Origin of the sequence: Formosa algae, assembly GCF_001439665.1 — a bacterium.
Lineage (GTDB): Bacteria > Bacteroidota > Bacteroidia > Flavobacteriales > Flavobacteriaceae > Formosa > Formosa algae.
The window spans coordinates 58,951-82,345 of the sequence record NZ_LMAK01000063.1; the positions used below are offsets into that span (position 1 = coordinate 58,951).

The following is a 23,395-nucleotide window of genomic DNA, read 5'->3' on the forward strand; positions in this document are numbered from 1 at the left end:
TTTGTCCCAGCCACCGTACTTCTTAAATTTATGTGAAATTTTACCAATACAGCCTCTCCTCCTTATGTATCTGGTTAGTTTAAAAAGAACCTAATAATTATTTTGCTATGATAAAAATTACTTCTTTTATGCGTTTCCGCATAATTATTAAACAGTTATTACCTTTAATCTTCTTGTTTTTGAGCCTGTCTTTTTATGGACAAACGGTGACAGATGTGTTTCCAACTCGAGTAACCTACCAAACTAAAGTTACTGTTATTGGTACAGGGTTTGATAGTACTTCGCTTTCTAATTTGACTTGTTATGGAATGAGTATCCAAAATAAGACATTGGTAAGTTCAATAGAAATGACATTTACAATTGGAAAGAATAGTTATGATGATGATACTCAAGATTTAATAATAAATTCTGTAGATACCATGTTTGACATAGATTACGTTGGTTCTACATTGAAAATTTTAAAAAATGGTAATGAGTCTACTGTTACAAAAATCACGGAAATTTACACAAAACTTGAAGTGAATGGTAGCTCTCCAGTATTTTGGAGATCAACAGGTACAACAGATCCAGATAACAGTCATGATTTAATAGGTTTTAAGTTTAATGGTATTGTGTATTCTACAGGTGTAGATGATGATATGTTAACAACAAATTTGAGTTCGGAAATAGATATAACTTCAACTTCTGAATATGTAAAACAAGACTTTAGAGCATATTCAACGAATGGTATATCTGGAAACGTGCATAGCAGTAATTATATTGTTACTGGAGATTGGGTGGATGGAATAATTGGAGAAGGTTCAACAACAATTAACTCAAACGTTATTAAAGGTCTTACTGCTTATGATGTCATTACAGATGGAGTAAATGGTTTAGACTTAGGTACAGGAATAACGAATTTTAACCAAACAGCAAGTATAAAGTTTTTTAGTGGTAACGGGCAGCCTGGAGCTATAGGTGATGATATTCCAGATTTATTAATTTCTCAAATAGCCCAACCAGGAGGTACAGATGTTTATTATTATGCAGATGAAGAGGGAAATGTTGTAGGAAGGCCAATAAAATTACAAATAGTAGATCAAGGTTCTGGAGATGCATTATTAACAAATTGGGATTTAGATTTGTTTAATATGTATTCAGGCTCTTATGCAACTTCTACTCCAAAGCAATATGATTTAAATTCATATTACACTAGTTATTCTGAAACTAGACCTCTAAGAATGGTTGCTTTAAAATTAGAAGATTTTGGTATTTCAGGAGATTCTTCAAATAGCAATGCATACGTCGGTAATGTTAATAATATTAATATGATGGCAGGAGGGTCTTCAGACATGGCTTTTTTAGCCTACAATAAGAGCGCATTCGAAATTAAAGCGCCTGTTGCAGATGCTTTATTGCCTAGATACGTTTGTAGATTACCAAGTACAACAGATATTACGTTTTCAGTTTCTGCAGATGTAGATGGAGGAGGAACTGGTAGTTCTAGCGAAACTTTAACTTATGAATGGTCAAAATATAATGAAGATCTGTCGGTTTCAGGAACATCTTTAACTATAAATAATGTTAAAGAAGATGATTTAGCGACGTATAATGTTAGAGTATATAATGATTTTGGATCTATAATAGTGCCAGTTACTTTAGAGCAAGGCGGTACGCCTACCGCTTGGGATGGTACATCATGGAGTGTCCCATCGGCCTACAGTAGTGCTGGGATAACAATAAGCGATGAAGACAAAAGTTTAATTTTTTATGATGATTACAATAAAGCTTTAGATCTTGAAGGTTGTGATTGTACAGTTAAGGCAGGTACAAATGTGGTTATTCCTTCTGGACAAACATTAAAGCTTTATGATGATCTTATAGTAGAGCCTTATCAAGCGGCTTATACAGATTCTGATGGTAACACTATATCTGCAGTTTCAGCAGGATCTTTCACCTTAAAAAATAATGCAAGTTTGGTGCAAATAAAAGATACCGAAGGTAATATTAACGAGGGTGTTATTAATATAGAACGTTTAGCAGATAATTTACATGCCTCGGATTATGTGTATTGGTCGTCTCCAGTAGAAGATTTTTATGTAACGGGTATTCCAAATTCAAGAATATATAAATGGGATCCTACAGAAGCTAATGCAAAAGGAACGACTGGAGACTGGGTTTATGTCAGTTCTGAAATTATGGGAGCAGGAGAAGGCTATATCGTTCGTGTTCCTAGCGCATCATCTTTTACGACGAGTTTTAATGGTAGACCTAATAATGCAACAATAGATGTTGCTGTTAAAAAATCTACAGGAACTATGCCTGCTGAAGAAAGTAGACATTTTAATCTAATAGGTAACCCATATCCATCTTCAATAAATACTATTAAATTCTTAACAGATAACGAGATTATAGAAGGACACGTTAGTTTATGGATGCATAATTCTGAAATTTCTAATACAGAAACGAGTAGTTTTTATGAGGACTATGGCTATAATTATGGAGATCAATATGTGGTATATAATGCTACTGGTGCAACACCTGCCAATGCTTTTGATGGTAATATTGCTTCGGGTCAAGCCTTTTTTGTAAAAGTAGACGACTCTAAATCTAATGGCAATGTCACTTTTACAAACGATATGCGTTATGATGCAACAGAATCGAGTTACGATAATTCAGAATTTTTTAGATCTGCAGACGAAACTGAAACTACTTCTTTAGAAAAACAATTGGTTTGGTTAAGCTTAATAAATAGTGAAGATGTGTCGGTAAGCACATTAGTAGGATATTTAGACGGTGCAACTAATGAAAAAGACAGAATGTTCGATGCGTATATAAATGATGATGCATTTAAAATTTACTCATTAATTTCAGATCGTAAAATAGTAATTCAAGGACGTGCGCTACCATTTTTAAATGAAGATGAGGTGCCATTAGGTATAGATGTATCTACAGACGGAATTTATAAAATTGGTATAGATAATCTTGAAGGGTCTATTTTCTTAGATGAAAGTCAAGATATTTATTTAAGAGATACTTATTTAAATGTTGAACACAATTTGAAAGAATCGGCTTATAGTTTTACTGCAGTTGCAGGGGCTACTAAAGACCGTTTTGTATTAATTTATGAACCAACAAGTAGTGTTTTATCTGTAGATGATGAGGTGTTAAACAATACGTTTGTCTATATAAAACAAGGTACTCTATATGTGAAATCTGCAGAAAATATTGAGACCATTCAAGTTTACGATATAAGCGGGAAACAATTAATAAATTACACTCCTAAAACACAAACTAATCAATTAAACAGACCTTTTGCATTTTCAAAAGGGGGTTACATTATAGCAATCACATTAGATGAAGGGCATGTGGTTACTAAAAAATTAATTAATTAAGTCAACTGTTATATAAAGGTATTCTCAGTGCCTTTACTATTAAAATCATAAAAATTTTATTTGCTATTAATCAACCTTTAATTCCTAATAGGTTCTTTTAAAAAGAATCTATTAGGGGTTATCTTAAACATTCAATTCATGTCAAGAAAAATTACTCAAACTAGAATGATTAACCCGCTTAAATATTTGCTTTTAGCCTTCGTTTTTACGGCTTTTGCAAATCGTATTCAAGCCCAAACTGTTACCGAAGTCTATCCTTCAAGGGTAACAACCAAATCTCAAGTCACTTTGGTCGGATCTGGTTTTACATCAGCAACTACCATCAGTGTATCAGGTGTTTCTATTAGCGATAAAACGCTAGTCAGTGAAACAGAAATGACTTTCGAAATCTCTTATACAGGGACAAGCGATAAGTCTGCTGAATTAAATGTAGGTGGCACAGCTACTGGATTTAGTTTAGATTATGTGGCCCCAACTTCAAAAACGTTAAAAAACGGAACATCAAGTAATGTGACTAAAATTACAGAAATTTTTACCACCTATAATGGGTTTTGGAGATCGTCGGATTGGAAAGCAGATCCAACAAATCAAGATTTAAAGCCTAATTCTAGTCATGATTTATTAGCGTTTACTTATGATGGTGTAACCTATTCAACCGGAGTAGACGATGATTTACTTACTGCTAATAGAGTTACTTTCGACTCTCAATTATTTTACGCGTATAGCACAAATGGTGTCGATGGAATTACTCACGACGGTAACTATTTAGCTATGGGAGATCTTGTTGATGGGGAAGTTGGTGAAGGCACATCAATTACGTCTCCAGAAATTTTAAGTGCTTCTATTTATGAAGTGCTAATAGATGGAACTAATGGATTAGATATTGGTACAGGAGTAACAAACTTTAATCAATTATCAGATGTAGAATTTTACAGCAGTGGTGGGCAGTTAGGTGCTATAAACGATGCTGCACCAGACTTTTTAATTTCTCAAATCGCTCAAGCAGGTAGTACAGATATTTATTATTATGCAGATAATTCTGGAAATGTGGTTGGCCGACCTATTAAATTAACAATAGTTCAAGAAGAAGACACAGATGGCGATGCTTTATTAGCCAATTGGAGATTAGATTTATATTCTTTTGCCTCAGGAATTAATTATGGTTTAGCAGAACCAAAAGTGCGCGCTTTTTCTTCAAACGAAGAAAGACCATTGCGTATGGCTGCATTTAGATTTGAAGATTTTGGGATTACTGCAGATAATATTGCAGACATTAATAATATTAATATGGTTGCAGGTGGAACCGCAGATCTTGCTTTCCTAGCATACAACCGTGGATCTTTTGATATTAAAACACCAGTGTTCGATCAGTATCCGGTGTCTAGTTATGTGTGCGATATTCCATCAACTAAGAACATTACATTTGCTGCAACAGCAGAGGTTTCGGGTACAGCCACTGGTGCCGCAGAAGAAACATTAACTTACCAATGGTACAAATATAATACTGCTATTCCTGGAGCAACATCTAATACTTACACCATTACAGATGATATAGAGTTGGACGATATAGGAACCTATAAATTGTTAGTGTCTAATAGTTTTGGATCTGTAATAGTACCAGTATCTTTAATTCAAGGAGGAACACCTGTGTTTTGGGATGGAAGTAACTGGCAATTGCCACCTTCTTATATAGAAGCTGGGATTTCTGTAGATCCATTAGACAGAAGGTTTGTGTTTTCAGATGATTATAGTGAAGCCACAGATTTAGAAGGGTGTGATTGTATTGTGCCTTCAGGTAGTAATGCGACAATTCCTTCTGGGTCAGTTTTAAAATTGAGAAATAACGTTACTGTAGAGTCAGGTGCAAGCTTAACTATAGAAGATAGCGCAAGTTTAATTCAGGTAAATGAAGCAACAGATGACAATATGAATAGTGGAGATATTATCCTGAAACGTGAGGCTGCAGCAACAGACGATTTTATTGTTTGGTCTACTCCAGTTGAAAGTTTTAATATTGAAGATATATCCACGCCATATACTACAACATCTTATTCGTGGGATGTTAATAATGAATGGGCTGCTTTTAGTGGTATTATGGCAGATGCAACAGGTTATGCTGTGCAAGTTCCTGCCGAAAACGAAGCTGGGTTTACAGCTAATTTTATTGGAACACCACGTAATGGAACAACTACAACAGATGTTGTAAAATCTAGTGATGCTTCTATAGGAGCTGAATTAAAACACTGGAACCTTATCGGAAACCCATATCCATCTGCGTTGAGTGCCGATGAGTTTTTAGCCACTAACAATTTATTAATTGGAAGTATCCGTTTATGGGCTAATAATTTAGATATTTCAAATGTATCATCTCCATTAGTAAGTACTCAATACGAAAGTTTAAGCTATAACTATAACGAAGAATATATAAGTTATAATGCAACAGGAGCAAACCCACCACAGACTACAGAAGGATATATTTCTTCTGGGCAAGGGTTCTTTGTACAAGTAGATGATGCTGCTTCTGCAGGAGAAGTGGTATTTACAAATAATATGAGATATGATGATTCAGGACTAGCTTACGATAATTCACATTTCTTCAAAACAAACGTGCCAACACCTAATACAGATGGAAAACAATTAGTGTGGTTGAGTTTAATCGATGCGAGTAATGCCTCTGCAAGTGCACTAGTTGGGTATGTAAATGGAGCAACGTTAGGAAAAGATAAATTATATGATGCCTATTCTGATGTTAACACTTTTGATATTTATACTATGGTGGAAGATTCTAAAATGGTAATTCAAGGGCGTCCATTACCTTTTGATGATACAGAAGATATTTCAGTAGGTGTAAGTTTACCTTCAGCAGGTAGTTATAAAATTGCTATTGGTGATTTAAGCGGATCTGCTTTTATAGATGATGCTCAGGATATATACCTTGAAGATACAGTATTAGGAATGGAGCATGATTTAAGATCTTCTCCTTATGAATTTACAGGAGAGCAAGGTGAGTTTAATGATCGTTTTGTTATACATTTCGAAAAAACATTATCTGTAAGCGATAATGCTACATCTCAAACCTTCGTATATATCAATAATAATGTTTTAAATATTAAATCATTTAAAAATATCAAAGCAGTTAATGTGTATGATTTAACTGGAAAACAAGTTGTTTCATTTAAAACGAATAATCAAGGAAGTGAGTTTAGTGAAAGCTTTAAATTTTCTAGAGGTGTATATTTAACTTCAGTCGTTTTAGAAGGAGATATTGTAGTCACAAAAAAGGTGATAAATTAAAAACATAAATTTTAATTAATAGATAAAAAAAACCTCTGCTTGCAGAGGTTTTTTTATGCTATATAGCGAAAAATATTAACACGTTAAGACTTGTTAGAACCCTAACAGTCAAATTGGTGTTTGGTAAATACTTAATTCTATTTCTAAGTAAAAGAAAGAATTTGTGAATTAAGTAAAAAATATGATTTTAAGGTGAAAACACCATTTTTTATAGACTAAGCATGGTGCTTTTTAAATTTTAAATAAAATAAAAATACAACTTGAAATCGAAATTTGAAAAGTATTAAGTTTTTGATTTTTAGGCAATAACATCCATGAATAGCGTATAATATCGATGAAATGCAAGGTTGGGTTCGGTTACTGTGTAGTTTTTTTCTTAAAAAAAATTGATTTTAATTTTTTTTAAATCGTAAGTTAGTGGTAAAATAAGTTAATTATAGCCCCAATTTCTAATAATAAGCTCGTGAAAAATACTACTACTCCCGACTATTTTTTAATGTTTTTTAAAAAAATATTACCAATTTTAATATTATTTATATCAGCCTCTGTTTTCTCACAAACGGTAACCGATATTTATCCAACAAGGGTAACTTCTCAGACAAAAATCACGATTTATGGTACTGGTTTAACAGAAGCTGTTAGGTCTACTGTATCTATAGATAATATTGCTGTAGAAGATGTAACTTTAGTAAGTACTACTGAAATTTCTTTAACAGTTTCTAAAACAGGTACAGCCGATGTTTTAAATCAATCGTTACGAATTTCAGGTGTAACTTTAGCTGCAGGCGTAAATAGAAATATTGATTATATAGGTTACAAGAATAAAGCAAGTAATACTACAAATACAGCTGATAGTAAGTTTTTTGATAAAATAACTGAAATATTTACCAATTGGGATTATAATGGTAATGGGTATTGGCGATCAGGGTGGTATAGCGCAAGCGATCAGAATACTTGGCCAAATGATAGGCACGAACTTTTAGCGTTTACCTATAATGATGTGACGTATTCTACAGGTGTAGATGATGATTTATTAACGTCTAAAAGTATTACTTTTCAAGAACAAACGTTTCAAGCTTATTCTACTAACGGAGTTATAGGAGTAACAAATTCATCTAATTATATAGAAGTTGGAGATTTGGTAGACGGTGAAGTAGGTGAAGGTACAACGATTACTTCTCAAGACATTTTAGATTTAAAGATCTTAGAAATGATTACAGATGGTAAAAATGGATTGGATTTAGGAACGGGTGTTACCAATTTTAATAGCGATATAAGTATAGAGTTTAACAGTCCAGATGGAGAACCTAATGCTATTGGAGATATTGTTCCTGACTTAATTATTACTCAAATAGCTGCAGCTGGAGGATATGATATTTATTATTATCAAGATGAAAGAGGAAATGTTGTAGGAACACCTATAAGACTGTATATTCATGAAACCGCCAATAATCTTGCATATTGGCGCATGGACTTGTTTAGTGTAACTAATGGTGTGAGTTATGAGGATGCAGTACCAACTCAAAGAGGGCAAACCGCAGATAATACCAGGGCTTTAAAGTTGTTTGCGTTACATTTTGATGATTTTGATATTACAACAGATAACATAGAAGATGTTTATAAAATTAATTTAGCAGCTGGTGGAACTGCAGATATGGCTTTCTTAGCTTATAATGCATCTGCTTTTGTGTCAAGAGCACCAGTGGTAGATTCGTATATAAGTTCAAGATATGTATGTCGACTTCCTAGTACATCAGATATTGTTTTTGATATTACAGCAAATATAGGAGGAACAGCAACAGGTGATCCGATAGAAGATTTAAGTTATCAATGGTATAAAGATGATAGCGAAATTACTGGAGCTACTACAGACACTTATTCGGTAAGTAATGTAGAAACTGATGATTTAGGAGTTTATAAATTAGAAATATCTAACGGATATGGTACAGTAACCCCTACTATCACGCTCTCAGAAGGTTCGGTTCCAACATATTGGGATGGAACGTCTTGGAATCTTTCTCAAGAATATATAGATCAAAATATAACAGTTAATGATCAGGATAAAAGTTTAGTTTTCTCAGAAGATTATAATGAAAATGTAGATCTTATAGGTTGCGATTGTACAGTGTCTTCAGGTAATACAGTCGTTATTCCATCAGGTAATTCTATGGTATTGTACAATGAAATAAATGTAGAAGGTTCTGGTAGTTATACTTTAGAAAATAATGCAAGTTTAGTGCAGATTAATGATGCATATGGTAATATAAATTCAGGAGATATTACAATGAACCGTTTAGCCGATAATTTACATGATTTAGATTATGTGTATTGGTCTTCGCCAGTAGAAGGGTTTAATATATCTAGTATTTCAAACACAAGAGCATATAAATGGGATCCGACAGAACCTAATGCAAATGGAACAGTTGGAGATTGGATTTCAGTAACAAGTGAAGAAATGATTGCGGGAGTAGGTTATATTGCACGCGTGCCGAGTGCAACTTCGTTTACTACAAGTTTTGTTGGAACTCCCAATAATTCAGAAATAAGTGTTGCTGTAGAGAGATCTAGTGGCGGAAAGAGACCAAGTAGTGATGATCGAGATTTTAATTTGATAGGAAATCCATATCCTTCGGCAATAAATGCAGATGCGTTTTTAATAGAAAACACTAATATTGAAGGAAGTGTGAGTTTATGGATGCACAATACAGAATTATCAAATACACTGCCTAGTGATTTTTATGAAGATTTCACTTATAACTACAATGCAGACGATTATTTAGTATATAATGGTGTAGGCTCTGTGCCATCATCTGTAGATTTTGATGGAAATATTGCAGCAGGCCAAGCGTTTTTTGTTAAAGTTGATAATAACTCATCAAATACTGTCGAATTTGAAAATGATATGCGTTATGATACTTCAGAAAATGATTATGATAATTCAGACTTTTTCAGAACAACTACAGAGTCAGAATCTACTGAATCTGAAACAGAAAAACAATTGGTTTGGTTAAGTGTTGTAAACCAAGATAATCTATCTATGAGTACTCTAATAGGGTATGTAGATGGTGCGACTTATGAAAAAGACAGGCTTTATGATGCTTATGTGAACAGTAACGACTTTCAAATATATTCATTGATAGCAGATGAAAAATTGGTTATTCAAGGACGTCCATTGCCGTTTTTAGATTCGGATGAGGTACAATTAGGAATAGATGTAACAGAAAATGGAACATACACTATAGCTATAGATAATCTTGAAGGGAGTATATTTTTAGAAGATAATCAAGATATTTATTTAAAAGATACGTATTTGGATGTTGAACATGATTTAAGAGATACTCCATATAGTTTCACAGCGGTTGCAGGAGAAACTAAAGATCGATTTGTTTTAGTATACACTTCAAGTAACGAGAATCTTTTAGCGGTAGACGAAACGGTAATAGATAATACATTTGCCTATATAAATAATAGCACCTTATACGTTAAGTCTAGTAAAACTATAAGTAATGTTCAGGTTTTTGATATTACAGGAAAACAAGTTGTTAATTATAAATCGGCTAATCAAAGTAATGAGTTTAGTATGCCGTTCTCATACTCAAGAGGCGGATATATTGTTTCTATTACATTAGGTGAAGGACAAGTGGTAACCAAAAAATTAATCAATTAAAAACATATAAACTGAAGTCTTCTGTTTAACCTTTTCTTATTCTAAGGTTATCGGAAGACTGTAGTTTTAATCACTAAAACTATAAAATAGGTGTAGCTTATTTTAATCACAGAATGTGTACTTCTACTTTAATTCAATTATGTATTTTTGATCAGTATGAAAATATTTAAATATATATTCTGGATTTTATATAGAGTGTGGTTCTATATTTTAGTTGCTATACCAATTTTAGTACTTCTACCTTTTCTTTTAATTTCTATACTTAAAGAATCTTGGTATCCGTATTTCTTTAAAATGGCTAGACTGTGGTCTAAGTTTATTTTAATTGGTATGGGGTTTCAATGGCGAATCGAACGCGATGAGGTTCCAGATATACATAAGAGTTATATGTTTATAGCCAACCATACGTCTATGACAGACATTATGCTAATGTTGGTTACAGTAAAAAATCCATTTGTATTTGTTGGTAAAAAAGAATTGTCTAAAATGCCTTTGTTTGGTTTCTTTTATAAGCGTACTTGTATATTGGTAGATCGCGATAGCCTTAGAAGCAGACACGCCGTATTCGAGCAAGCAGAACGCCGTTTAAAATCGGGTTTAAGTATTTGTATTTTTCCAGAAGGTGGGGTGTCCGACGAGGATATTCTTTTAGATCAATTTAAAGATGGTGCTTTCCGTTTAGCTATTAATCATAACATTCCTGTAGTGCCTATTACATTCGCCGATAATAAAAAACGATTCTCATTCGATTTTTTTAGCGGAGGTCCAGGAAAAATGCGCGTACATATGCACACGTTTTTATCTACAAATGGGCTTACGCTTAAAGACGATTGTAAAGCGCTTAAAACACGATCTCGCGATATTATTTTAAATCAATTGCAAGAATTTAAAACGCAAAATAAATCCTTTCGCTAGTAATATTCTTAATTTTTATCTCAGCTAAGATTTAGAGAAATTTATTCCGCTTTAAAACTGATAATTAAACCCGGTGTATATACCAATAATATAGGGCTTAAAGCTACCTGACGTATTACTAAATGCGTTTAATTGATATTTAAAAGTAGGTTCTAAATTAAAGTTTAAGCGTTTGGTTAAGTTGTAATCCAAGCCAATTCCAAAGTTTGTACTAAAACTAAAGGTATTAATATTTGTCGCTTCACCTATGTATATTCTATTGCTATTGCCTTCGGAATATACACGATTGTCTTCTAAAATAAATGTACTAAAACCACCTATTAAGCTAACTCCTAAACGTTTATTAATAACATGGTATTCTAACTCTAAAGGGACTTCAAAATAACTTATATTTTGGTTTATTTCACTACTGCTATTGCTTGTGTTAAAAACGGAAGCATCTTGTGTGTACAGCGAAGAGTTGCTATAAAAAGATATGTTTTCAGCTCCGCTAGATGTTGATAGATTTTCAAGACCTTGAACGCTATTTGTGCTTATTGTAGAGGCGTTCTGATATGTTGCCACATCATTAATATTAAAGCTTAAGTTCAGATTATTAACACCCGATCTTATTTTTAGTTTATCATTTACAGCGTATCCTACACCAACACCGTAACTCGCATTTATTTGCCCAGATGTAGAATTATTTACCAGCTGAGCATCTAAATGAGATCCAGAGCCTAAGCTATTATAATAAACAGGAGCAACATTAGGCTTTATATCCCATTTTTTAGAGGTTTCATTTGTTTTGGGAGTTGTTTTAGTGTTTGCAATGGCTTCTTCAATACTTAAAGAGTCTAGTGTGTTGGTTTTGTCTAATAAAGGGTTTGAAGATTGTTTTGTGTTTTGAGAGTCAACTGTTGAATCTTCTTTTGTGTTTTCAACAATGGCTGGATTTTGATTTTTATTAGAATCTATATGCTCTAATGTGTTGTGGTTTTGTTTTGTTTTGTATGTTTTAATTGCACTTTTATCTGGTTTAGAAGTAGCTATTTTACTATTTATATTTTGTGACTCTGACTTTTTAGTAGTGTTGTAATGCGGTTCTGTGTTATTAACTAGACCAGAATGCTTATCGGTTTTTTTCTGAGTCTTTACCGTGTCGCTTCTTGTGTCTATATCTGTTATTGAAACCGCTGTCGACTCCGTTTCAGGAGGTGTTATGGTAGATTTGGGTGAGTTTACCGTCTTACTATTTGGGGAAAAAGGTAATGTAGGATTGGTAGAGCTAGAATTGAAAAAATTTAAAGTTAAAAACAACAATAGTAGTGCGGCAGCACCTGTGCCATACCACCAAATTGGAATGATGCGTTTGCGTTTCTTGTCTTCTTTTAATTGCGCTTCAATAGCGCTCCAAACTTTTGGGTCTGGTGCTTTATCAAGGTTTTTCAGTTGTTCTTGAAATAAACGGTCTATGTGTTTTTTATCACTCATGAGATTGATTGTGATTCAAGATTGGAATTGTCTTCTTCAATTTTCTTCTGTAAGAATAACCGAGCACGTGCTAAATTAGATTTAGACGTTCCGATAGTGATATTTAACATTTCAGAAATGTCTTTGTGAGAATAGCCGTCTAATACGTAAAGGTTAAAAACTAATCTATACCTGTTTGGTAGCGTTTGGATTACATTTAAAAGGTAATCTAACGACAGATTTTCATGGTCTTTAACCTCTACGGTTTCATCTATAATATCTTCATTTATAATATCAAAAACACCTTTTTCTCTATAGCGTTGTAAAGCAGTGTTAATGGTAATACGTTTTAACCAACCTTCAAAAGAACCCTTATTTTCAAACTGACCTATTTTACTAAATATGGTCAAAAAAGCATCCTGCAGATTGTCTTGAGCTTCTGCTGTGTTTCGCGAATACTTTAAGCAAATGGAATATAGTTTGCTAGAATACAGCGTATATAATTCACTTTGAGCTTTAAGTTTGTTTCGTTTGCAATTATGTATTAGCTGCTCTAAACTCAAAAGGGTTCTGGTTTAGAAAGATTAAATTTGGTCTACTATTTCTCTTTCAATTTCTAAAAATATATCTTCTCCATCTTCATCAGATCCTACCCAAAATTTAAAGAGATAGGTTCCTGCCACTTCAGGTACAAAAGTAAAAGAGGTTTCAACTTCCTCATTAATTTCTTCGCAATCTGTATCAGAACCTTCAGCAACGCTATTAATAACAGCAATAGTTCTTACTTCTGTTTGTACAGGATCTTCTAAGCCATCTTCGTCTTCTATATTTTCTGTGCTTTTATAATAAAATAATGAATTAAAAGCATGACAAGATGTTGGCTGAATGTAAGTAATTGAAATTTCATAGGTTTCACTAACCATCATGTCTTCAGGGACTGTAGCAGCTTCTGTGGGCAAGTATTCATAAGTATACCCAGAATAATAATCATCATCAGTATCACAAGACGCTAATGTTAATACGGTAACAAAAAGGAAAAGTAGTTTTTTCATGTGTAGTATGTTTTCTTATTAGATGTAAATAATTTATAAAGGTTGCGTTGAAAACCAAAAAAATCCCGAAATAAATCGGGATTTAAATTATATAAGATCGTTTTTAGAGCTTAATATATTGAAATTCAAATTGTTGAAATTAAATGTTTTTAAGTTGAAACATTATTCTTTCATAGCTTTAATAGCATCTTTAATTTTAACCTCAAGTTCTTCAAACAATTCTGGGTTATCTTTTATCATGACTTTTACAGCATCACGTCCTTGTCCTAATTTGGTGTCTTGGTAGCTAAACCATGATCCACTTTTCTTAACAATTTCTAATTCTACTGCTAAATCTAAAATTTCTCCTACTTTAGAAACACCTTGTCCGTACATAATGTCGAATTCTGCTATTTTAAATGGAGGAGCCACTTTGTTTTTAACCACTTTTACTTTGGTTTTGTTACCCATCACATTTCCATCAGAATCTTTAATCTGAGTAGATCTACGGATATCTAAACGTACAGAAGCATAAAATTTTAATGCATTACCACCCGTTGTTGTTTCTGGATTACCAAACATAACACCAATTTTTTCACGTAATTGGTTAATGAAAAACATGGTACAGTTGGTTTTGCTAATAGATCCTGTAAGTTTACGAAGTGCCTGAGACATTAAACGGGCGTGTAATCCCATTTTAGAATCTCCCATTTCACCTTCAATTTCACTTTTAGGTGTTAAAGCTGCAACCGAGTCAATAACTACAATATCTATAGCACCAGAACGTACTAAGTTTTCAGCTATTTCAAGAGCTTGTTCTCCGTGATCTGGCTGAGAAATAATTAAGTTATCTATATCTACACCTAATTTAGCAGCGTAAAATCTATCAAAAGCATGCTCTGCATCAATAAATGCAGCGATTCCACCAGCTTTTTGAGCTTCTGCAATTGCATGTAAAGTTAATGTGGTTTTACCAGAAGATTCTGGTCCGTATATTTCTATAACACGTCCTCTTGGGTATCCGCCTACACCTAAAGCTAAATCTAAACCTAAAGATCCACTTGGTATTGCTTCAACCTCAACGACAGCTTTGTCGCTCATTCTCATTACAGTACCTTTACCGTAAGTCTTGTCTAATTTATCTAAAGTAAGCTGTAACGCTTTTAGTTTTGCTTCTTTTTCCTTGCTCATTTAATTGTGTTTTTATTCTAAAAATAGGAGTTGCTAAAATACTATTTCTTTTGTTCATCTAACAATTTATCTAGTAACCTTTTTATTAGGTTGTGTACAGACAAATAAAATACGCAAAATTATTGATAATAAAAAGATAGGCCTTTGTTAATGGCAATAATTAACGTCTATTTTATATATGTTTTTCAGATAAACCTGTGCTTTTTAGATTAAAAATTTAGTGTTTTACCTAATTAATGTACATTTGTAGCATATTTTTTAACCTTAAAACATTAGTATAGCATGCAACTGTACAATAAATTAAGTGCTAAAGAACGTGCAGAGTTAATCGAAAAAGCAGGAAAAGATCGATTAACACTGTCTTTCTATCAGTACGCCAAAATTGAAAATCCTCATACATTTAGAGATCAGCTATTTATTGCTTGGGATGCGTTAGACGTTCTAGGAAGAATTTACGTCGCTCACGAAGGCATAAATGCACAATTATCTTTACCAGCAGATCGCTTCAATGCATTTAAAACCCATTTAGATTCTATTTCATTTTTAAAAGACATCAGATTAAATATTGCTGTAGAGCAAGATAATATGTCGTTTCTAAAATTGAAGGTAAAAGTACGTGACAAGATTGTTGCCGATGGTTTAAACGATAACACGTTTGATGTTACTAACAAAGGGAGACATGTAGATGCTGTTCAGTTTAACGAATTAATAGAAGACGAAAATACCATTTTGGTAGATATGCGTAATCATTACGAAAGTGAGATTGGGCATTTTAAAAATGCACGTCGTCCAGATGTCGATACGTTTAGAGAGTCGTTACCCATAATTGAAAATGATTTAAAAGCGCATAAAGACGATAAAAAACTGGTTATGTATTGTACTGGTGGAATACGTTGTGAAAAAGCAAGTGCTTACTTTAAGCATAAAGGTTTTAAAAATGTGTTTCAACTAGAAGGTGGTATTATTGAATATACCAGACAAGTCAACGAAAGTAAAATTGAAAATAATTTTTTAGGTAAAAACTTTGTGTTCGACGAGCGTCGTTCAGAACGTATTACAGACGATGTTATTGCGTGTTGTCACCAATGTGGAGAACCTGCAGATACACACGAAAACTGTGCAAATGATGCGTGCCACTTATTATTTATTCAATGTGAAAAATGTAAGGCAGAAATGGATGGGTGTTGCTCGACAACATGTAAAGAAATTCATAGTTTACCTTACGAAGAGCAAAAAGCATTACGTAAAGGACAAGGTAATAGTAACGACATCTTTAAAAAAGGACGCGCAGACCATTTGCCGTATAAAAAAGATCTCCGAAATATTTTTGAAACCCTGAATACAGATTCTATAAAAGGATAAGCTATGCAACATATTGAATTAATGGCGCCGGCAGGGAATTTTGAATCTTTGCAGGCCGCTCTAGATAATGGTGCAAACTCGGTATATTTTGGTGTAGAACAACTAAATATGCGAGCGCGTGCTACAGTGAATTTCACGTTAGAGGATCTTCCAGAGATTGCTAGACGCTGCGAGGAGAAAAACGTTAGAACGTATTTAACCTTAAATACTATTATTTACGATCATGATTTATCGATTGTAAAAACGCTTATAAAACAAGCTAAAGCTGCACAAATTACAGCTGTGATAGCGATGGATCAGGCCGTAATTGCTATGGCTAGAGAGCTTGGCATGGAAGTGCATATTTCTACACAAATTAACGTTACAAATATAGAAACGGTAAAATTTTATGCCTTGTTTGCAGATACTATGGTGTTAAGCCGGGAGTTGAGCTTACGTCAGGTTAAAAAAATTACCGAAGCCATAGAAAAGGAACAAATCAAAGGGCCTTCGGGAAATTTGGTTGAAATTGAAATTTTTGGTCACGGTGCCTTATGTATGGCGGTTTCAGGAAAATGTTATATGAGTTTACATTCGGCTAATTCGTCTGCCAATCGTGGAGCTTGTAAGCAAAATTGCCGAAAAAAGTATACGGTAATCGATCAGGAAACCGGTTTCGAAATGGAATTGGATAATGAGTATATCATGTCGCCTAAAGATTTGTGTACTATCGATTTCTTAGACGAAATTGTTGATGCAGGAATTAAAGTCTTAAAAATTGAAGGTCGTGGTCGTGCACCTGAGTATGTTGCAAAAGTGATCAAATGTTATCGCGATGCAATAGATAGTGTTGCAGCAGGAACATACGATAAAGAAAAAGTGATTGGCTGGATGCAGGAACTTGAAAAAGTGTATAATCGCGGATTCTGGAGTGGTTATTATTTAGGGCAGAAACTAGGGGAGTGGAGTAATGGTTCTGGATCGCATGCCACACAAAAGAAAGTGTATATTGGTAAAGGCACCCATTTTTATCCGAAAGCTCAAATTGGAGAGTTTAAAATAGAAGCCTTCGATGTTGCTGTAGGCGATACCATTTTAATTACAGGACCAACGACAGGAGCTCAAGAAATGAAAGTGGAAGAACTTATGGCTAACGATAAAAAATCGGATAAAGGCTCTAAAGGCGATTTAGTGACTATTCCATTACCATTTAGAGTGCGTCCCTCAGATAAACTTTATAAGATTGTTGAAAATAAAGTGGAAGTATAATGGTTATAATCACGCTACAACGTAATAAATGTATTGGTTGTAATTATTGTGTAGAAATGGCGCCACAACAATTTCAGATGTCTAAAAAAGACGGAAAAACGGTATTGCTACACGGGCAGGAAAAAAAGGGATTCTTTACATTGAAGAGTAATGATTATTCTATCTTAGAGGTTTGCGAAAATGCATCAAAAGCTTGTCCGGTGAATATTATTAGTGTTAAGAATAAATAATGAAGTGGGTTAGGTTTTTGGTGTAGATCGAATTAAAATTTCTTTTTTTCAAGTCTTTAGAATAATCATATCTTTACAAATCAAAGTGAGCCTAAGGTTTAACCTACTCATAATTGACTGAAGTTTTAAGAATTGAAATTTCATTTTACTAATTCTCTTCTGTTAGTCGCTGATTAGCAGAATCTATATATACATAATTTATGGCTTGTGAAAGTTGTTCAACAGGAAAAGACGGCCAACCTAAAGGCTGCAAAAGTAACGGAACATGTGGGACGGATAGTTGTAACAAACTAACGGTTTTCGATTGGTTAGCGAATATGTCGCTTCCAAATGGTGAAGCCCCTTTTAATTGGATTGAAGTGCGTTTTAAAAACGGACGAAAAGAGTATTATAAAAATACAGAAAATTTAACCTTAAGTATTGGTGATATTGTAGCGACTCAAGCTGCAAATGGTCACGATATTGGTATGGTTACGCTTACCGGAGAATTGGTAAGAGTGCAAATGAAACGTAAAAAGATTCCGCAAGATGGAGACATCTTAAAAATATACAGAAAAGCATCGCAACGCGATATTGATATTTGGTCTGAAGCTCGAGATAAAGAAGAGCCTATGAAGGTTAAAGCGAGACAATACGCAATTGATTTAAAACTTCATATGAAGATTTCGGATATCGAATATCAAGGAGATGCTAGTAAAGCCACGTTCTATTATACTGCAGAAGAACGTGTAGATTTTAGAGAATTAATTAAAGTATTTGCTCGCGAATTTAGAACGCGTATAGAGATGAAACAAGTTGGGTTCCGTCAGGAAGCAGCGCGTTTAGGAGGTATCGGGTCTTGTGGTCGTGAATTGTGTTGCTCTACTTGGTTAACAGATTTTAGATCGGTAAGTACCTCTGCTGCCAGATATCAGCAATTATCACTAAATCCGCAAAAATTAGCAGGACAATGTGGCAAGTTAAAATGTTGTTTAAATTACGAGTTAGATACCTATTTAGATGCATTAAAAGCATTCCCTAAAACAGAAGTAAAGCTTAAAACTCAAAAAGGAACTGCTGTATGTCAGAAAACCGATATTTTCAAAGGACATATGTGGTATGCTTATGAAGGGGAATGGATGAATTGGCACAAGATTACGACTGAACAAGCTCAGGAAATCATTGCATTAAATAAGAAAAACGAACCCGTTGGTAGTTTGGAAGAATATGCTGTAGATTTATTAGAAGATACTAAAGTTGAGTTTGAGAACGTTGTAGGTCAAGATAGTTTGACGCGTTTCGATCAGCCAAAGAAAACGAAAAGACGTAGAACAAACAGAAATTCAAATTCAAATAAATCAAACGATAATACAAATGCAAGTGGTGTAGAGACTAAGCCGGCAGTAAAAAGACAAGTTAGAAAGAAACCTGCAAGAGCAAGTCAGAATCCTACGGCAAAAGCAAAGCAAAACCCGAACGCAAAACAAAACACAAATACAAACGCTAAGCCTAAACCTAACCCTAATGCAAAAGCAAATCCAAATGCTACTGAGGGCGGAACTAAGCCAAAATCTAGGAATAGCAGAAATAGAAATAAGAGAAAGCCGCAGAACAAGCAGAATTCTCAAAATCCTAATCAAAACCCAAACACTAAGCCTGATCCTAATGCTAAGGCAAAACCGAATACAACATCAAAACCAAAACCGAATACCAATGCAAAACAGTAGTGCGATTTTAGTTTTATTAGGCTTATTTTTTGTAATGACATCTTGCGACTCAAACCAGATGTTCGATGCCTATAAATCGGTGCCAGGATCATGGAATAAAGAACAAGTGGTTGAGTTTAATTTTACTCCTCCAGATACTACAAATGCCTATAATTTATTTATAAATGTTAGAAATGATGATGCTTATAAATACAGCAATTTATTTTTAATTGTAGGTATGGAATTTCCTCATGGTAAAACCATTACAGACACTTTGGAGTATAAAATGGCAAAACCAAATGGCGAGTTTTTAGGCGAAGGTTTTAATAGTATAAAAGAAAATAAATTGTGGTATAAAGAAGGATTTATTTTAAACGAATCTGGAACGTATACAGTAAGTATTCAACAAGCCATGAGAGAAAGTGGCAAGGTAAATGGTGTAACAAACCTTGAGGGCATAACAGATGTTGGATTTAGAATAGAAAAACCATCAACACATTAATACAATTATGGCAAAAAAGAAACAACCGGTAAAAGAGCAAAGCAATGCTAAGTATGTTCGTTGGTTTTGGGCTCTTTTCCTAACTGGCGTTATCGCTTTTGTTTTGCTGTTTTTATCAGCTTCCGCATTTGGTGATTTACCAGATCACACGGTTTTAGAAAATCCTAAAACCAACCTCGCTACAGAAATTATTTCTTCAGACGGAAAAACGCTAGGGAAATTTTATTTTAACGATAACCGTACGCCAATAGGTTACGAATCTTTGTCTCAGAATTTAATTGATGCTTTAGTAGCTACCGAAGATATTCGTTTTTATGAGCATTCTGGAATCGATGGTCGTGGTACATTAAGAGCTTTTGCTAAAATGGGAAAAGGCGGTGGTGCCAGTACCATTTCGCAACAATTAGCAAAACTATTGTTTCATGGTGAAGGTTCTAAAAATATAGTCGAACGTATTGGCCAGAAAGTTAAAGAATGGATTATAGCTATTCGTTTAGAGCGTCAGTATACCAAAGAAGAAATTATAGCACAGTACTTTAATATCTACGATTTTGGAAATAACGGAGATGGGATTAAAAGTGCTTCAAACATTTATTTTGGTAAGCAGCCTAAAGATTTAAATTTAAAAGAATCTGCAATGCTTGTTGGGATGTTTAAGAATTCTTCTTTATACAATCCGAGATCTAACCCTGTAGGTGTAAAGAATCGTAGAAATGTAGTATTAGCACAAATGCAAAAATATGGCTACATCACAGAACGTGTAAAAGATTCGTTACAACAAACCGATTTAGATTTAAACTATACTCCAGAATCGCATAGAGAAGGTATAGCGACCTATTTTAGAGAGTATTTAAAGAAGTTTATGAAAGATTGGATTAATAAAAATCCAAAACCAGACGGTACCAAATACAATTTATATGGAGACGGTTTAAAGGTGTATACCACTATCGATTCGCGTATGCAGCAATATGCAGAAGAAGCGGTACAAAACCATATGATTGATTTACAAAAAGAATTTGATATTCAGAATACACCAGATCGTAATCCTACCACACCATTTTTAGGTTTAACCAAAGACGAAGTAGATGGGTTATTGAAGCGTTCTATGCGTCAGTCAGAACGTTGGAGAAAGATGAAACGAATGAAGAAATCTGATGAAGAGATTATCAAATCGTTTAATACCCCAATTCCTATGACGTTGTTTTCATGGCAAGGCGATATTGATACAATAATGAAGCCTTTAGATTCTATGCGTTATTACAAGAAGTTTTTACATCCAGGAATGATGTCTATGGATCCAGAAACAGGACATGTAAAAGCATGGGTTGGAGGGATGAACTATCGTCATTTTCAGTATGATCACGTGAAACAAGGAAAACGCCAAGTAGGATCTACATTTAAACCTTTTGTGTATGCAACAGCCATAGATCAATTACATTTATCGCCTTGCGACGAATTTCCAGATGTACCTTATACTATTGAAGAAGGCCGTTGGGGAAATTTAAAAGATTGGACTCCGGAGAATTCAGGTCTAACATATGGAGGGACACGAACACTTAAAAATGCTTTAGCCAACTCTGTGAATACCATTACAGCACGTTTAATGGATAAGGTTGGACCATCACATGTTATAGATATGGCACATAAATTAGGGGTGACTACCGAAATACCAGAAGTGCCTTCAATAGCTTTAGGAACGGTAGATTTAAGCGTATTCGAGATGGTGGCTGCATATGCTACATTTGCAAATCAAGGGGTGTATACAGAGCCGGTAATGGTTACTAGTGTAGAAGATAAAAACAATACCATTTTATACCAATTCACACCAAAAACCAAAGATGTTTTAAGTGAAGAAGTGGCTTATGTAACTGTAAAACTTTTAGAAGGTGTTACAGAAAGCGGTTCGGGAGCCCGATTAAGAACACAAGGTGCAGAAAAATGGAATGCTATGTATCGAGAAATTATGACGGGATATCCATACAAATTAACAAACCCCATTGCTGGTAAAACAGGAACAACACAAAACCAAAGTGATGGTTGGTTTATGGGTATGGTGCCTAACTTAGTAACAGGTGTTTGGGTAGGTGCAGAAGATAGAGCTGTGCATTTTAGATCTATTACATACGGACAAGGAGCATCTATGGCCTTACCAATTTGGGGGTCGTATATGTCTAAGTGTTATGCCGATGAAGATTTAAATATCTCTACGGAAGCTTTTAAAGAACCAGAAACATTAACAATTCGAGTAGATTGCGATGCCTCAGGAAATGCATCAGATTCAGATGCGCTTCAAAACCAAGGTACAGTAGACGATTTAGATTTCTAAATCATATTCTTAAAATAAATTAACGACCATTCTAGAGCAGTACAACACTGTTCTAGAATGGTTTTTTTATGTCTTATTTTTCCAACTACGGTTTTTCCGTAATGTAAAATCTTGTAATTAAGTTTTTTTCGATGAAATACAGGTTTTACATAAAATTAAAAAATGAAAAATCTTTTTTTTTTTTACGTTTGATAAGTTGAAGGAAATTTCTTGAGTTTGAAGTCTTTATTAATTTCTGAATACAAGATCGATATAGCTGGCGCCAGCTTATTTAAAAAACTTCAACCATAAAAATTTAAGGTTTTTTATGAGGCCAAACACTCGTATTAATCAAGCTATTTAAAAGTCTAAAAATTATGAAAAAAAATATATGCGGGCTGTTATTACTATTATGTTTTTCTACAGTATTTGCACAAAATACGGTTACAGAAGTAACTTATAAAACAGTTTTAAATTTTGCGAATTTATCTGAGAAGATGACTGATAAATACTCTAAATCTGAAATAAATACTATTGTAAATTCGCGTTCGGGTTACGATGCATTTAATTACACCTTATTATTTAATAATTATGAATCTTTATTTTGGTTAAATCCTATAGAGGTTGGTATGGAGTCTGAAGGAGGAAATAATAACCTCGTAACTCTGTACAATCGCGAGAAGGATTCTAAGTTCTATAAAAATTTAAAAGATAAGATCTGGTTGGAGAACTTTATGTCTAGTGGAGATGGCTTATTACTTTTAACGCTTAAAGAAGAAAAGGTAGAATGGGATATTACTACAGAAACAAAAAAAATAGGAAAACAAACTTGTTACAAAGCTAATTTAAACACAGGAAAAAAAGTGTACGGGTATAGCGACATGTCTCCAGATATTTCTGTTTGGTTTACTCCTGAAATTGCTGTACCCTTCGGACCCAAATCTTTTGGAAATTTACCAGGATTAATTTTAGAGGCTAGTATTGGACCTCGTACTTATTATGCTACATCAATTAAATATAATGTAGATAAAACCATAAATAAACTAACAGAAGGCAAACCAATAACTCGAGAAGCTTATCGTGCTAGTCGTGCTAAATTTTAATTTTTTTATTAATTATATCCATTAACTAACTTGGTG

15 protein-coding genes are annotated in these 23,395 nt (G+C 33.8%); 11 read left to right on the forward strand and 4 right to left on the reverse strand.

The features are described from left to right. Positions 1-107: 107 nt before the first annotated feature. The 4 genes from AST99_RS13630 to AST99_RS13645 all read left to right on the forward strand — a co-directional run bounded on the left by AST99_RS13630 (position 108) and on the right by AST99_RS13645 (position 11,250). Positions 108-3,374 carry a T9SS type A sorting domain-containing protein gene (locus AST99_RS13630; RefSeq protein WP_057782554.1) on the forward strand — a complete coding sequence of 1,089 codons (3,267 nt, stop codon included), beginning with the start codon at positions 108-110 and terminating at the stop codon, positions 3,372-3,374. A gap of 138 nt (positions 3,375-3,512) precedes the next feature. After that, on the forward strand, positions 3,513-6,668 hold the full coding sequence (locus AST99_RS13635) for a T9SS type A sorting domain-containing protein (RefSeq protein WP_057782557.1): 3,156 nt from the start codon (positions 3,513-3,515) through the stop codon (positions 6,666-6,668). 463 nt (positions 6,669-7,131) lie between these two features. After that, a complete protein-coding gene (locus AST99_RS13640) occupies positions 7,132-10,335 on the forward strand; it encodes a T9SS type A sorting domain-containing protein (protein WP_157486395.1) in 3,204 nt (1,067 codons plus the stop codon). A 156-nt stretch (positions 10,336-10,491) separates the two neighbouring features. Further along, a complete protein-coding gene (locus AST99_RS13645; RefSeq protein ID WP_057782561.1) occupies positions 10,492-11,250 on the forward strand; it encodes a lysophospholipid acyltransferase family protein in 759 nt (252 codons plus the stop codon). A gap of 51 nt (positions 11,251-11,301) precedes the next feature. On the opposite strand, the gene AST99_RS13650 is transcribed toward AST99_RS13645, so the two are convergent. From AST99_RS13650 to recA, 4 genes are all read right to left on the reverse strand, one after another. Continuing rightward, positions 11,302-12,723 (reverse strand): hypothetical protein, encoded by a 1,422-nt coding sequence (locus AST99_RS13650; RefSeq protein WP_057782563.1) that lies wholly within the window; start codon positions 12,721-12,723, stop codon positions 11,302-11,304. Then, positions 12,720-13,265 carry an RNA polymerase sigma factor gene (locus AST99_RS13655; RefSeq protein WP_057782565.1) on the reverse strand — a complete coding sequence of 182 codons (546 nt, stop codon included), beginning with the start codon at positions 13,263-13,265 and terminating at the stop codon, positions 12,720-12,722. The genes AST99_RS13650 and AST99_RS13655 overlap by 4 nt, the downstream gene beginning before the upstream one ends. Before the next feature lie 21 nt (positions 13,266-13,286). Further along, positions 13,287-13,754, reverse strand: a complete 468-nt coding sequence (locus tag AST99_RS13660; protein WP_057782567.1) for a membrane lipoprotein lipid attachment site-containing protein — start codon at positions 13,752-13,754, stop codon at positions 13,287-13,289. 162 nt (positions 13,755-13,916) lie between these two features. Then, positions 13,917-14,924 (reverse strand): recombinase RecA, encoded by a 1,008-nt coding sequence (gene recA / locus AST99_RS13665; protein ID WP_057782569.1) that lies wholly within the window; start codon positions 14,922-14,924, stop codon positions 13,917-13,919. 282 nt (positions 14,925-15,206) lie between these two features. On the opposite strand from recA, the gene trhO reads away from it, so the two are divergent. The 7 genes from trhO to AST99_RS13700 all read left to right on the forward strand — a co-directional run bounded on the left by trhO (position 15,207) and on the right by AST99_RS13700 (position 23,359). After that, entirely contained in the window at positions 15,207-16,286 is a 1,080-nt protein-coding gene (trhO, locus tag AST99_RS13670) for an oxygen-dependent tRNA uridine(34) hydroxylase TrhO (protein WP_057782571.1), read from the forward strand. A gap of 3 nt (positions 16,287-16,289) precedes the next feature. Then, positions 16,290-17,534 (forward strand): peptidase U32 family protein, encoded by a 1,245-nt coding sequence (locus AST99_RS13675; protein ID WP_057782572.1) that lies wholly within the window; start codon positions 16,290-16,292, stop codon positions 17,532-17,534. After that, positions 17,534-17,764 carry a ferredoxin gene (locus tag AST99_RS13680; RefSeq protein ID WP_057782574.1) on the forward strand — a complete coding sequence of 77 codons (231 nt, stop codon included), beginning with the start codon at positions 17,534-17,536 and terminating at the stop codon, positions 17,762-17,764. Before AST99_RS13675 ends, AST99_RS13680 begins: the two co-directional genes overlap by 1 nt. A gap of 200 nt (positions 17,765-17,964) precedes the next feature. Next, positions 17,965-19,470 carry a regulatory iron-sulfur-containing complex subunit RicT gene (locus AST99_RS13685; RefSeq protein WP_057782576.1) on the forward strand — a complete coding sequence of 502 codons (1,506 nt, stop codon included), beginning with the start codon at positions 17,965-17,967 and terminating at the stop codon, positions 19,468-19,470. Continuing rightward, positions 19,457-19,951, forward strand: a complete 495-nt coding sequence (locus AST99_RS13690) for a gliding motility lipoprotein GldH (protein ID WP_057782578.1) — start codon at positions 19,457-19,459, stop codon at positions 19,949-19,951. The genes AST99_RS13685 and AST99_RS13690 overlap by 14 nt, the downstream gene beginning before the upstream one ends. A 7-nt stretch (positions 19,952-19,958) precedes the next feature. Continuing rightward, a complete protein-coding gene (locus AST99_RS13695; RefSeq protein WP_057782580.1) occupies positions 19,959-22,277 on the forward strand; it encodes a penicillin-binding protein 1A in 2,319 nt (772 codons plus the stop codon). Between the two features lie 356 nt (positions 22,278-22,633). Then, a complete protein-coding gene (locus AST99_RS13700; protein WP_057782582.1) occupies positions 22,634-23,359 on the forward strand; it encodes a GLPGLI family protein in 726 nt (241 codons plus the stop codon). The last annotated feature ends 36 nt before the right edge of the window (positions 23,360-23,395 follow it).